The 13,534-nt window shown below is 43.9% G+C and carries 15 protein-coding genes; 5 read left to right on the top strand and 10 right to left on the bottom strand.

All coding sequences use genetic code 11. The features are described from left to right. Positions 1-32: 32 nt before the first annotated feature. The 6 genes from BLT07_RS01755 to BLT07_RS01730 all read right to left on the bottom strand — a co-directional run bounded on the left by BLT07_RS01755 (position 33) and on the right by BLT07_RS01730 (position 5,936). Entirely contained in the window at positions 33-605 is a 573-nt protein-coding gene (locus BLT07_RS01755) for a sugar O-acetyltransferase (protein ID WP_091865096.1), read from the bottom strand. 229 nt (positions 606-834) lie between these two features. After that, a complete protein-coding gene (locus BLT07_RS01750; RefSeq protein ID WP_091865094.1) occupies positions 835-2,016 on the bottom strand; it encodes a cytochrome-c peroxidase in 1,182 nt (393 codons plus the stop codon). 424 nt (positions 2,017-2,440) lie between these two features. Further along, complete coding sequence (locus BLT07_RS01745) at positions 2,441-3,226, bottom strand: class I SAM-dependent methyltransferase (protein ID WP_091865092.1); 786 nt, start codon at positions 3,224-3,226, stop codon at positions 2,441-2,443. 141 nt (positions 3,227-3,367) lie between these two features. Next, on the bottom strand, positions 3,368-3,853 hold the full coding sequence (locus BLT07_RS01740) for a c-type cytochrome (RefSeq protein WP_091865090.1): 486 nt from the start codon (positions 3,851-3,853) through the stop codon (positions 3,368-3,370). 82 nt (positions 3,854-3,935) lie between these two features. Beyond that, entirely contained in the window at positions 3,936-4,898 is a 963-nt protein-coding gene (locus BLT07_RS01735) for a YheT family hydrolase (protein WP_091865088.1), read from the bottom strand. Between the two features lie 63 nt (positions 4,899-4,961). Then, positions 4,962-5,936: an NAD(P)H-dependent flavin oxidoreductase gene (locus BLT07_RS01730; RefSeq protein ID WP_091865086.1), complete on the bottom strand. Its 975-nt coding sequence runs from the start codon at positions 5,934-5,936 to the stop codon at positions 4,962-4,964. A gap of 315 nt (positions 5,937-6,251) precedes the next feature. Between BLT07_RS01730 and BLT07_RS01725 the strand changes: the two genes are divergently transcribed. Then, positions 6,252-6,728 carry an acyl-CoA thioesterase gene (locus BLT07_RS01725; protein ID WP_091865084.1) on the top strand — a complete coding sequence of 159 codons (477 nt, stop codon included), beginning with the start codon at positions 6,252-6,254 and terminating at the stop codon, positions 6,726-6,728. A gap of 18 nt (positions 6,729-6,746) precedes the next feature. Here BLT07_RS01725 and BLT07_RS01720 read toward each other — a convergent pair whose 3' ends face one another. Both BLT07_RS01720 and BLT07_RS01715 read right to left on the bottom strand, forming a co-directional pair. After that, positions 6,747-7,670, bottom strand: a complete 924-nt coding sequence (locus tag BLT07_RS01720) for a DMT family transporter (RefSeq protein ID WP_091865082.1) — start codon at positions 7,668-7,670, stop codon at positions 6,747-6,749. Next, positions 7,667-8,017 (bottom strand): arsenate reductase family protein, encoded by a 351-nt coding sequence (locus BLT07_RS01715; protein ID WP_091865080.1) that lies wholly within the window; start codon positions 8,015-8,017, stop codon positions 7,667-7,669. The genes BLT07_RS01720 and BLT07_RS01715 overlap by 4 nt, the downstream gene beginning before the upstream one ends. A 146-nt stretch (positions 8,018-8,163) precedes the next feature. Between BLT07_RS01715 and BLT07_RS01710 the strand changes: the two genes are divergently transcribed. Then, positions 8,164-8,625 (top strand): DinB family protein, encoded by a 462-nt coding sequence (locus BLT07_RS01710; protein ID WP_091865078.1) that lies wholly within the window; start codon positions 8,164-8,166, stop codon positions 8,623-8,625. Between the two features lie 115 nt (positions 8,626-8,740). Here the strand turns inward: BLT07_RS01710 and BLT07_RS01705 are convergent, their stop codons facing one another. Continuing rightward, positions 8,741-9,487 (bottom strand): DUF3298 and DUF4163 domain-containing protein, encoded by a 747-nt coding sequence (locus BLT07_RS01705; protein ID WP_091865076.1) that lies wholly within the window; start codon positions 9,485-9,487, stop codon positions 8,741-8,743. A 98-nt stretch (positions 9,488-9,585) separates the two neighbouring features. Here BLT07_RS01705 and BLT07_RS01700 point away from each other — a divergent pair, with 98 nt between their 5' ends. From BLT07_RS01700 to recO, 3 genes are all read left to right on the top strand, one after another. Then, a complete protein-coding gene (locus tag BLT07_RS01700; RefSeq protein ID WP_091865075.1) occupies positions 9,586-10,740 on the top strand; it encodes a cystathionine gamma-synthase in 1,155 nt (384 codons plus the stop codon). 161 nt (positions 10,741-10,901) lie between these two features. Next, positions 10,902-12,245: an NADP-specific glutamate dehydrogenase gene (gene gdhA, locus BLT07_RS01695; RefSeq protein WP_091865073.1), complete on the top strand. Its 1,344-nt coding sequence runs from the start codon at positions 10,902-10,904 to the stop codon at positions 12,243-12,245. Between the two features lie 12 nt (positions 12,246-12,257). Further along, complete coding sequence (gene recO, locus BLT07_RS01690; protein ID WP_091865071.1) at positions 12,258-12,977, top strand: DNA repair protein RecO; 720 nt, start codon at positions 12,258-12,260, stop codon at positions 12,975-12,977. Positions 12,978-13,035: 58 nt separating this feature from the next. On the opposite strand, the gene BLT07_RS01685 is transcribed toward recO, so the two are convergent. After that, positions 13,036-13,284, bottom strand: a complete 249-nt coding sequence (locus BLT07_RS01685) for a hypothetical protein (protein ID WP_091865070.1) — start codon at positions 13,282-13,284, stop codon at positions 13,036-13,038. Between the last annotated feature and the right edge of the window lie 250 nt (positions 13,285-13,534).

Raw genomic sequence — 13,534 nt, 5'->3', positions numbered from 1 at the left:
CAGTGCTTACTGCTATTATTGTGATTTATTTTTCAAAGTTCTTTTTTTATTTCACAAGGATTTCCAAACGCCAAGACATTATCCGGAATACATTTCGTGACCACACTTCCCGCGCCAATGGTAACATTATTCCCAATGGTAACTCCGGGAAAAATTACTGAATTCCCTCCAATCCAAACATTGTCTCCAATACTGACCGGCTTGGCAAACGTTCGATAACGGGAACCGTCTCCCGTTTCGATGATTCGTTCGGATGCTTTTAAAGGATGATTTGCGGTATATATTTGAACATAGGGGGCAATTAGTCCATTTTTTCCAATGGTTATTGTATTGTTGTCCAAAAATATGCAGTTCGTATTGATGAAGGTATTTTCTCCGATGGATATGTTTTTTCCGTAATCGCAGAAAAACGGGATTTCTATCCATAAGCCTGGGCCTTTATGATGGAATAGTTCGGTTAGAATCCGATTGCGTTCTTGTGTGAGTTCCGAATCGAGATGGTTGTATTCTTTTAGCAATTTTCGGGCATTGTGGTACATCCGTAACAATTCGGGATCTCTTGAATCGTAGAAATCTCCTTTGAGCATTTTTTCTTTTTCGGTCATAGGCGTATCATTTGGATGATGAACTCCTTTAGAGGTATGGTTTGGAACGGGGAATATCGGCTTTTAAGGTCAAATGAAGTCATTTTTTACGGTATAGCAGGACTACGGTTTTTAAAATAACGAAATAGGGCCTCAGAATGTGCTATTCGTAGGTAAAAGAAAAAGTCTAATTGAGTTCAATTACTAAACCGTGAGCTTACTTGATTATACTATTTTTTAAGAACCAGCTTTACTGAATATCTCCCCCTACTGAAAGACCGCTGGGCACGGTTTCCGGAATTACCTTGTCAAAACTGTCGTCATTCAACGTATTTAAAAAGGAAATGATTTGTGACATTTCCTTTACACTTAGTTGAAGCTCGCGGACAAAGGGGTCGAACCGCTCTTTGGGTACGTTCGGATTGCGGACTTTTCCGTTGGATATATCCTCGTAGAACTCCAGAACCCGCCTTAAGTTTTGAAGGCTTCCGTTATGCATGTACGGGGCGGTAAATCGCAGATTGCGCAATGAAGGGGTGCGAAAAGCAAAGGTATCTTGAACCCCCGCATCGGGAATGGGCAACTTATTGTTTTCGGGAGCTCCTAAAACATGCTTTTTGTAATCGGAGAACATCGGCCCGTTGTGGCAATTGGCACAGCCTACCGATTTAAAAAGTTTAAAACCCTCTTTTTCCGAAATCAAAATGGCATCTTCATCACCCCGCATGTATTGGTCGAACCGGGAGTTGTTAGTGACTATTGTTCGTTCAAAAGCGGCAATGGCCTTTCCCAAATTATCTACCGTAACCGCATCTGTTCCGCCAAATGCCCGTTCGAACAATTTTTGGTATTCGGGTATTTCCTGTAATCGCATGATGACCGTTTCCAGGATGTCGGATTCGGTACTACCGTGCCCCCGCATTTCCGCAAACGCAATTATGGGCTCCAAAGCCTGCTTTTCCAGACTTTTTGCCCGGTCGTCCCAGAACATGCTGGCCTGTTCGGGCTTGTACCGATTGTAAGAATCGATGCCGTTAAAGGCGGTATTGATTATCGTTTGCGCATTGCGTTTTACAAAAGGAATGTCATTTGGGCTATTGAATTTTCGTTTGCTGCCCAAACCGCGCGAATTGGGACCAATGCTAATATCCAAAAACTCCGCATAGCCGTTATTGGGGTGATGGCAAGTGGCACATGCCACATCTTTGTTACCCGAAAGAATGGGATCGTAAAAAAGCAGTTTCCCTAAAATTTCTTTTTCAGGGGATGCAGGATTGTCTTTGGGGGATTTTACCGTTTGGGGCAAGGCGGTAATACGGGGTATGAACCGAGTTTTCTTCGCTGTCTTTTTTTGTTCTTTCCCAACGTCGGCGCATTTGGCCAAAAACAAGGGCAATAGAATATAAAGTACAAGCTTTGCTGCTTTCCGCATGGCGAAGTTTAGAATCGAAAATTACAAAAATAAGTATTTAAGCCAGAGCAGAATATGACATTGGTCAGCTTACCATTTTATTCAAACCTTCTTTTTCGAATAGTATGCTACCTATTTTAAAATCAGACCATCCTATTTTTAGTTGGTAGGTAAAACTGGGCTGACGAATTTTTGAATTTACTCAGACCGTATATGGTTCTCGATGCCAAAGGTGTTTTTAAAATCTCAAGTATTTTTTTCTGGCGAACATATTCAGTGAAGAGTCGAATAGGGGTAAAAGCTCCTTCCCGATATTTAAATCCTTTATATGGTTTAGGCTTTAATTCGGCAACTAATTCGCTTAAGTTACATTTAACTTTTATGGTAAGAATGGAACCTACTGACAGTTGTTTCTTATTATTTGCTGTATGGGAAGTAATGTTTTCTATGATTTTTCAGAAATGACAACTCTAAACTTATTTCTATAAATGACACGTCCATTTTTCTGAATGTAGGGTTTGATGGCTTTAAACGATTCTCTATACACTTTTTCAAATCCACTATTCTCAATTGCTTTGGCAGCAGGGCCAGCTGACAATAACCCTCTCAAAGCGGTATCAGAATCCGGATACTCCCAAATGGCGACAACATCCGTATTATCGATAATTTTTAATCCACTATTCTCTAAAATTGTTTCCAATAATCGATTATCTGAAAGAGCAAAGGGACCTCCTGCTCCGGGCGTTGGAGGTGGAAGTAAGCTACCTACTACCTTTAAGAAAGTACCAGTTTCGCAATCTTCCTTGTTCCCCCAGATCATAATAACTAATTTTCCATTCCTCTTCAAAACTCGTTTACTTTCAAATACTGCATTTTTAACGGATTCTGCATATTGGATTGAATTAAAGGCACAAACTATATCAAAAGAGTGGTCCTCAAAAGGTAGTTCTTCCATTTCCCCAACATGCAAATTTATTGATGGATTTCTCTTTTTCGCTTGTTCAATTAAAGGGGCACTTGCATCTAATCCTGTTACATTTAACCCTTTCAAGTGAGCAAGATTACTAAAGAAGCCAGAACCGCAACCCACATCTAAAATTGTATCGGCAGAAGTCGATTTTAGAAATTCGAATACGTGTTCATAACCTGAGTTACCTGTAGCTTCTTGTATTAATGCCCAATCTTCAGGTTTCTTTCCCCAAAGTGCTCCTTGAATCTTATTTGACCCCATACGAATCGGTTTTTGTGTTGTTTCTCAAATTCTGCTTTTATTGCAAAGTACAGTTAACTTCCAAAGAATAAACACAAAAAGTGCTTTTATCCCCTGTATGCCACCGGATAAAAGCACTTTCAAATAACTTCTTCGCAAAGTCTACAGTGTCCGCAAATACTCTGCCACTTGCCTGGTTTCGTCTTCTGATAGATTCTGGTTAAGCATAATGGCATTGTTATGCTCTTTGAGCAATGCCTTTGCAATAGGATCTTCCTTGAGCATTTTGTCAGGGCCTATTATCATGTTCATCACCCAGGCTGGGTTTCTTCGTTCGTAAACGCCTTTTAAGGCGGGACCGATCATACGCTTTTCGGCCATATGGCAGGCGGTACAGATGGTGTTGAACTTGGCTTCACCTGCAGAGGCCAGCTCTTGATCGATGTCGCTGTCAAAAGATATATTTTTGAACGGACCGACACCTTCATTGTCCATATCAACGGGTACGCTTTCCGCTTGGGCTTCGGTCGCTTTGTCGGCTGTTTTGGCGCGGTTCATCTCAAAACCTTCTTTCTTTTCTTCCTTTTTCGATTCGCCACAGCCGATGATTAATCCACCTAAGGCAAATACTACGAGTATTTTTTTCATTTGTGTGTCTATTTGTGCCGCTTTGATGGTTGTAAGTGGCAAGAGCTTAATTTTCTGGTACTAATATAAGGAATAGTGAAAATTAAATGACCTCTTCCAGAAATTTTATTGCTCTTTTTTCAGAATAATAGCGATTTTCAGAGTCGATGAATCCAACATGGCCACCATATTTCGGGGTTTCCAAATGTATATTTGGGTTTTTCTCCGCTTCTTGGTAAGGATAGCATTCCGGCCCTAGAAAGGAATCGTTTTCAGCATTGATGATGAGTGATGGCACTTGAATCTCCAATAAAAACTGTCGGCAACTGCATTGTTCGTAATAATCAATCGCATCTTTGAAACCGTGAGCTGGAGCCGTGTAGATGTCGTCGAAGTCTTTAAGGTTCTTGATTGCTTTAATCTCCGATCTTGAAATACGGTCGGGAAAAAGGGGCAGTTTTAACCGCAGTTTATCAACAAGATGTTTACGGAACCGGATCGCGTAGGGGTAGTTTTTGGGTTTCAGCAGTTCTTTTAGCGAGCTATAGAGTTTGCACGGCGCGGATACAGCTATGACGGCCTTCAGTTCTTTGGGAATATTTCGCGGTTCCCCAACATATTTCAGGGCCATATTTCCACCGAGACTGACGCCTTTGATATAGATTTCTCCATAATCTTTAGTATGTAGGATGTGCTGCACCACGGCATCCAAATCTTCTGTAGCCCCTGAGTGGTACGAACGGTACAGCCGATTGGTCTCTCCACTACAGCCCCGAAAATTGACGGCGCAGGCATCTACGCCCGCCTCATTAAAAGCCTTGGCACTTCCGGTGATGTAGGGACGCTGGGCGTTGCCTTCGAGACCGTGCAACAGAATGGCGACTTTTTTAGATGGTTTTTTGGCGAAGCTCCAATCCACATCCATAAAATCACCGTCGGAAAGCTCGATACGCTCGCGTTCTTGGTCGAGTCCGTCGACCTTTCTGAACAATCCGGAATAGATGGTGGATAGGTGTCCGCTCCTGAAATGAAGGGGCGGTCTATAATCGGATGAAAGTAGCGGCATCGGAAAAGGGAGTTGGTTTTTTTGAGATTTTATACCTCGGATGCTTGTGTCGAGGTAGTTTATTTACTTCGGATAATCCTCTAATAGCTTAGCCTGCTCTTCAATAGCTTCTTTAAACTCCGATTTCAAGTGTCCTACCAATTCCGAGACCGGCAGCGAATCATCGATCATGGCCGATCCCTGCCCGGCCGACCAAATGGTCTTCCAAGCCTTTGCTTCGGTATCGAGCTCTTTTCCAAAGTCGATTTTGGTGTCCTTTTTTAAATCTTCCTCGGTGATGCCGGCGGCCGTTAGGCTGGCCCCTAAAAAGTTGGCGTGTACCCCGGAAATCGAAGCGGTATAGACCACATCGTTCGCGCCGGCATCGATAATCATTTGGCGATACTCATCAGTGGCCTTGCTTTCCTCCGTGTTGATAAATCGGGTGCCCATGTAGGCGATGTCAGCACCCATTTGAAGGGCTGAGGCAATGTCGCGCCCGCTACTGATACATCCGGCAAGGATGAGAGTCTTTTTAAAGAATTTCTTGATTTCAGCTACCAAGGTCATTGGGTTGATGGTGCCGGCATGTCCGCCTGCACCAGCAGCTACCAAGATCAATCCGTCTACTCCGGCCTCCTGTGCTTTTTCGGCATGGCGTTTTTTGATGATGTCGTGAAAGACCAGACCGCCATAACTATGTATGGCATCTACGACTTGGCTGACCGCGCCCAATGAGGTAATGACAATCGGCACCTTGTGTTTTACGCAAAGTTTAAGATCGGCCTCAACCCGGGGATTGGTTTGGTGTACGATAAGATTGACACCAAACGGGGCCGCTTTTTTACCGGTTTCCTTTTCGAATTTTGCGAGTTCGGACTTGATTTCGATCAGCCATTCCTCAAACCCTTCGCTGGTGCGCTGGTTAAGGGCGGGAAATGTGCCGACAATACCGTTTTTACAGCATTCGATAACGAGTTTCGGTCCGGAAATCAGAAACATGGGTGCAGCTATAACGGGTAGGGATAGGTCTTTGATGAAGGCGGGTTTTGACAACATATGAAATTTTTTGTACGAGATACAAATATAACGGTAAAACTGGAGTGCATCTATACGGATGCTATTTGCATCCTAATAACGTCATAAAGTAGAATTTCAAATGGCTAAAGAGGGGTGCCTTGCGAAAGGAAGTGTAGCGAAATAGGTATCCTCAAAAAAAATCCATCCAAAGAAAAAGAACATCCGTGCAAAAATGAAGCACGTTCCTCAAGAAAATGGGGAGGTCCGTAAAAATTTCTTGAATCCCGCTTAGTCAATTCCCGAAACTATCCTACTTTTGCGAATCTTATGCACGCATAATAAATGTTGAGAAAAATGTACTTAAAAGACTTTGAAATCCGCTGGAGTGATATCGATGCCAATCGCCATTTGGCCAATTCCGCATATCTTAATTTTATGAGCCATACCCGAATGGCCTTTTTGATGGAAATCGGCTTTAACCAAAAAACACTGGCCGCAAACCAAATCGGTCCGGTGGTATTCTACGAACATATCTATTATTTTAAGGAAGTATTTCCCGGCAAACCGATAAGGGTATCCATGGAAATCACGGGAATGAGCGAAGATGCCCAATTTTTCGAGTTCCTACATAATTTTTATGACTACAAGGGGAATAATTTTGCCCATTGTGAAATGATGGGCTCTTGGATGGATTTAAAGACGCGAAAGCTCACCGGCTTGACCAATGATTTGTTGAGCGCTTTCAGCGGCGTCGAAAAAGCGGAGGGTTTTCGGGTGTTGACCAAAGAGGATACGCGCAAGTTCGCCAAAGTTCCGAAAGATTTGGCATAAGACTCAAAAGAGGACTTCTCAATTCTTATGGCTTGGACGAGCGTTTTTCGCTTTGGGGCTAGAAGACTTGCTACTCGCCAAATACACCCCAAGAAGCACCAAACATGCGGCCGATATTTTCAAAATGGATAGACTGTCCTTTCCCATGGCAACCGCAAAAAGAATTCCGATTAAGGGCTGGATATATACAAAGGCACTTACCGTGGATGCCTTTAACTGGGTGAGTGCAAAAATGTTGAAAAGATAAGTGCAAAACGTGGTACCCAAGATAACGAAACCGATACGCCAAACGGCCTCAAAGGGCAGGTTGACAAAATCGACCTGAACAAAATCCCGATAGCCAAAGGGCAGGCAGATAAAAATACCCAAGGTGAACAACCATTTCATAAATGTGAACGGGTGGTATTTGACAATCAAGGTTTTCGCCCCGATCAAGTACGAACCATAGAATACCGAGTTCATCAATACTAAGAAATTGCCCAAGGGAATATTAGGGGCATCTTCCCGCAACGAAGGTCCAAAGAAGATAAGGGCGACCGCGCCTGTGAGTCCGATAGCGATGCCAAAAATCTTTTTTGCCCCAATTTTTTCCTTGATAAAAATGGCGGAAAGTATCAGCACGATTATCGGGGTGGTTGTAACGAGTACAGAACTGTTAATCGGCGTGGATAGTGAAAGCCCCTTAAAAAAGGCCAACATATTAATACCCATGCCCAAAAATGCACAAAGTAGCATTCTGCCATAATCTTTGCGATCTATTTTTTCCTTCGGTCCAAATGGCGATAGCATCCAAAATAATAGCGCCGCACCGATAACCCGAAACATAATAAATCCGAAAGGCTGCACGTATTCGGGCATTGCCCCCTTGGCAATCGTATGGTTAAGTCCGTATATGGTAGTGGCCCCAATGGCAGCAAGTATGGCAAGGGTTCTTTTGCTCAATCGTGAATGGCTTCCCTGGCCGCAGCGACCGTTTTTTTGCTGTTTCCGATAAAAATTTGGCCGTCGCCCACTATTACGGGGCGTTTGAGAAAGGTGTACTGCTCTAAAATCAAGTTTTTATAATCGGTTTCCGAAAGTTGTTTTTCATGCAGTCCCCTTTGGCGGTAGAGGCGGGCGCGTTTGCTAAACAGAGCTTCGTAACTTCCGGCCAGAGCCTGCATTTGATCAATTTGTTTTTCGGTGATGGCTTCCGTTTTGATGTCCTGCAAATCGGCGTCGTCTAAAGGTTGCAGTTCTTTGATGATGCGTTGGCAGGTGTCGCAGGTGCTGAGATGGTAAACTTTCATAAAAAACTTTTGTCATTCTTGCCCTTCGACTTCGCTCAGGATAAACTTCGGCAGGAATCTGTTGAACTGGAATTTTGCGTCCTACAAAGAAACCAATTTCTATTCAATTGTACTATTTTTGGAATCCACATTAAAAATGATACGCTTTGGAAAAAATTTTCGATACCACGCTACAGAACCGCAAACTGCTCTATAAAATTCTCGACAACACGTCTAGAGAGCAATTACTGGAAATCCCCACCGGGTTCCGTAACAATATTTGGTGGAATATAGCCCATGTAGTCGCGACCCAACAGATACTGGTTTACAAGTTCAGCGGATTGAAAATGCGCATACCCGAGCAGTTCATAGAAAAGTTTAAAAAGGGAACGGTGCCCGACGGCTCGGCGACCGATGCGGAAATCAAGGAAATCGGCGATTTTTTAATCTCTACCGCCGAATGGGCGAAGCAAGATTATGAGTCCGGACTTTTCAAGGATTTCAACACGTATACCACCAGTGTAAATGTGACCTTGAACAGCGTTGAGGATGCGATGACTTTCAACGTATTTCATGAAGACCTGCATTTGGGAACTATACTTGGGTTGCAGAAAGCGGTTAATAAATAGATAGGAGTGCTTTGAAGATTCTGGCGCACAGCGATATGCGTATTGCCAAAATGCGCAGGAAAGATATATCTCGAAATTTTTTAAAGGGATTTTGCGGCCGCCAAGACCTAGTGAATCACAACTTCGTCTCCTTCGCCAAATACCGTTTCACTTCTTTGAACGGCAGGGTGAGAACAATGGGCCCATCGGCATAGGAAGCAACTTCGTAGGGGTTGTAAAGTAACTTCACACCTTCCTTGGTAAAACCGATATTCTCCGGCAGGTAAAAACTGTCCTTTTCGAACATAAGTCCGGTATAATTGATGGAGGCTTCCGCGGGAATGGCTTCCTGCTCACGGAATTTTGCCTCGGCAAATTGTTGAAAATCCTTACGGTTTCGAAAAAGCTGCCAATTTTCGAGTTCTACGCCTCTTTTTTTGTCGAAGTTTAAGATACGTTTGGCACTGTAACCATGGGCGCCTCCTGTAAACACGTAGGAATTCAGCTCTAAGGTAAGTATCTTTTCATCCTCATAAACGACGTTTCCGTCAATTTTGGTTTCCCAGGGCGTGGTTTCTTCCGGATATAGGTCCTTTAGTTCGGAATAGCCATTTTTAAATGACATAAGGGCGTCATCAAGATTGGCGATTTTTAGGTCATCATCAAATAGAAGCAAGGAAATAATTTCTTCCTGTAAGGCCGTATTAATAGTGTTAGCCGTTCTGGTGTGTTCAATGGCCCGAGGTATCGTAATAGAGATATGGGGGCAGTCTTCACATAGGGTATCGCCTAATTTAAGAGGTTCAAAGGTCAGGTTATTCTCTTTTTTTTGGCAGCCGATCAGCACTAAAAAAATCAGGAAACAGGGCAATGGGGCCTTCATGAATTTGGGTATTGGGTTGGTTTATAGCGCAATCAGTACGCGCACACCTTTGTATGCTATCAAAGATAACGATACATTTGTAGGAATAATTGTAAAAAATGGAAGAAAAAAAGTTAAAATTCAATACGAAAGCGATTCATGGTGGGCAAAGTCCCGATAAGGCCTACGGTGCTGTGATGCCTCCGATATACCAGACCTCGACCTATGCGCAGACCACGCCTGGCGGGCATAAGGGCTATGAATACTCCCGTAGTGCCAACCCGACGCGCACGGCCCTTGAAAATTCGTTGGCAAGTATTGAGAATGGTACTTATGGACTAGCGTTCGGCAGTGGTCTTGCCGCTATTGATGCGGTGATCAAGCTTTTGAATCCGGGGGATGAGGTGGTGTCAACGAACGATTTGTACGGGGGTAGCTACCGTATCTTTAAACAGATATTCGAAAAATACGGAATTACCTTTCATTTTATAGGGATGCAGGATGCCGAAGTTATTCAATCTTACATCAACCAAAATACAAAGCTGCTTTGGGTCGAGACGCCGACCAACCCGATGATGAACGTTATCGACATTAGAGCGGTCGCGGAATTGGCCAAAAAACACGATATCCTCTTGGCGGTAGATAATACTTTTGCCACCCCCTATCTGCAAACGCCGTTAGATATGGGCGCGGACATCGTCATGCATTCCGCCACCAAATATCTCGGTGGCCATAGCGATGTGGTGGTCGGGGCCTTAGTGGTTAAGGATAAAGCGCTGGCGGATGCACTTTACTTTATACAAAACGCCAGCGGCGCGGTCTGTGGTCCGATGGACAGCTTTTTAACGTTACGGGGCATCAAAACGCTACACGTTCGGATGCAACGCCATTGCGAGAACGGACGGGCGGTCGCCGAATATTTGGACAAACATTCTAAAATTGATAAGGTGTTTTGGCCCGGCTTTGAAAGCCATCCGAACCACGAAATCGCCAAGCGACAGATGAAGGATTTTGGGGGTATGGTTTCGTTTATCCCTAAAAGCCGTACCGAAGCGGATGCCATTAAGATCGTGGAAAAACTAAAGGTCTTTACGTTGGCCGAATCTCTGGGCGGGGTCGAAAGCTTGGCGGGCCATCCGGCGAGCATGACGCATGCGAGCATCCCCAAGGAAGAACGTGAGAAAAGCGGGGTCGTTGATGCTTTGATACGATTGAGCGTTGGTATTGAAGATGCAGGAGATCTGGTTGCCGATCTGGAACAGGCCATCGGTTAGTTCCTGCGATGGGAAAATTTTGGGGCATAGTATGTCGAAATCATTTTGTAAATCCGTTATTTTGCTTGGCAAATTTAATTGAGTTCTATATATTTCGCAGTTAAGGTATGCCAAGCTTAAACCATAGCTCAAATCGAGTTCACTAAAATCAAAGTAACTTTATGGATGCAAGTATCAATAGCTTCATGGCCGAGGTCAAAAAAAGAAACAGTCACCAACCAGAATTTATGCAAGCCGTGCAGGAAGTGGCGGAATCTGTTATTCCCTATATCGCCAAACATAAAATCTACAAAGACCAAAAGATTTTGGAGCGAATGGTTGAGCCTGAACGCCTGATTTCCTTTCGGGTGGTGTGGTACGATGATACGGGTAAGATACACGTTAACCGCGGCTATCGCGTACAGATGAATTCCGCTATCGGACCTTACAAAGGAGGTTTGCGATTTCACCCGACGGTAAATGCAAGTATTCTAAAATTCTTGGCGTTTGAGCAGGTCTTTAAAAATAGTTTGACCACATTGCCGATGGGTGGTGGGAAAGGAGGTTCCGATTTTGATCCCAAAGGAAAATCCGATAATGAGATCATGCGTTTTTGCCAATCTTTCATGACTGAACTTTGCCGTCATATCGGACCGTTTACCGATATTCCAGCCGGAGATATAGGGGTTGGCGCCCGCGAAATCGGCTTCATGTTTGGTACCTATAAAAAGATTAAGAACGAATTTACCGGGGTACTTACGGGAAAAGGCCTTTCATGGGGCGGATCAAAAATTCGGCCGGAATCTACAGGATACGGAACGGTATATTTTGCGCAGAGTATGCTGAAGACCAAGAACGATGAGGTGAAGGGTAAAACAGTAGTTGTTTCGGGTTCCGGAAACGTGGCGCAATTTGCCGCTGAAAAAATCATCGATTTGGGGGGCAAAGTTATAGCCCTTTCCGATTCGGGAGGATGCATTCATGATTCTGATGGGATTGACGAGAAGAAACTAGACTTCATTATGAATCTAAAAAACGAAGAGCGGGGCCGAATTTCGGAATATACCAAAAAGTATCCATCAGGGAAATATTATAAGGGGAAAAGACCATGGCATATCAAATGCGATATTGCCATGCCCTGCGCCACAGAGAATGAGTTGGATGAAAGGGATGCCAAAAACTTGTTGAAAAACGGTTGTATCTGTGTTTCGGAAGGCGCCAATATGCCTTCGACTCCTGGGGCGATGCAAGCATTTAGAAAAGCTAAAATATTATACGCCCCTGGAAAAGCTTCCAACGCCGGTGGCGTTTCCGCGTCTGGCTTGGAGATGACTCAAAACTCTCTACGCTATAGCTGGATACGCGAAAAAGTGGACGACAGGCTCCGTGGTATTATGGAAAACATTCACGACTCCTGTGTCAAATACGGTATGGAAGAAGATGGCTACTGCAATTACGTGAAAGGAGCCAATATTGCAGGTTTTGTGAAAGTGGCGGATGCGATGCTGGCGCAGGGGGTGATTTAATTCGACCGTCCTATGCAGGTAACCACCAAAGCCATCGTCTTGACCTCTTTAAAATACGGCGATACCAGTCTAATCGTAAAGGCGTTTACGGCTTCCGATGGACTGAAATCCTATATGCTGAAAGGCGTATTATCCGCCAAAAAGGGAAAGCTAAAGGCCGCTTACTTTCAACCGCTCACCCAATTGGAGATTGTAGCGAATCACAAGAACAAAGGCACTTTGGAAAGTATCCGCGAAGCGAAGATCAACTATCCGTACCAATCGGTACATAGCAATATCGCCAAAAACGCCATGACCCTCTTCCTAGCAGAGATGTTGGGCCATAGTATCCATGAAGAGGAGGTCAATCCCGCGCTTTTCGAATTTTTGGAAGCCTCTTTTCAGTGGTTGGACATCCATGATGAAATCGCTAATTTTCATTGCCATTTTTTGATACAGTTCACCAAATATTTAGGCTTTTATCCCGACACCTCTAACGTACAAGCGGCTTGTTTTGACCTTTTGGAAGGGGAGTTTACAGATACCCCGTCGCTTCATCCGGTACTTACCGGAGACAATCTGGGTTATTTCAAAAGCTTCTTGGGCGTACATTTTGATACCTTACCTACTATAAAAATGAACAAAACGAACCGACAGGAGCTTTTGCAATCGTTGGTGCTGTATTTTGAACTGCATTTACAGGGGTTCCGAAAGCCCAAATCCCTCGCGGTACTGAACGAGGTATTCGGATAACCCACAAAAAAACCCCGACTTCTCAGTCAGGGCTTCTTCCTAATAAATTAATAGCAATTTAGTTATCGTCAACGGCATCCTCGATAGCATCACCGGCATCGTCTAGGGCATCCTCGACATCATCGGCCGCTTCTTCGGCGCCGTCTTGAATGTCATCCCCTACTTCCTTCAATTTATCACCGGCATCGTCCATGGCGTCTTCAGACTCTTCCATGGCGTCGTTCGATTTATTTTCGGCGTCCCTACAAGAAACGAAAGATACGCTCAACGCAAGCATCAAAAGGGAACTTAGAAATACTTTTTTCATGATTTTAGTTTTTAGTTGTTTTCGCAAAGATATACGGATTGATTTGAATTTTGGATTCTATTTTATAGCGTGTGACACTGTTGTCTCAATTTCAAGGATGGGATATCCGCAAAATCCGATCAAAATCCCTAATTTTGCAGCCTTTATTCTTGCCACTCGGAAATCGGGAGTTTTGACAAATTTATTTTTTTCTTTGCCAAGACAAAAATCCTAATTTCCGAGTGGCACGAATAGTAATTATTGAAGATAA

The organism is Pricia antarctica, assembly GCF_900101815.1.
GTDB classification, from domain to species: domain Bacteria; phylum Bacteroidota; class Bacteroidia; order Flavobacteriales; family Flavobacteriaceae; genus Pricia; species Pricia antarctica.
This window is presented reverse-complemented; position numbering and strand designations above follow the sequence as displayed.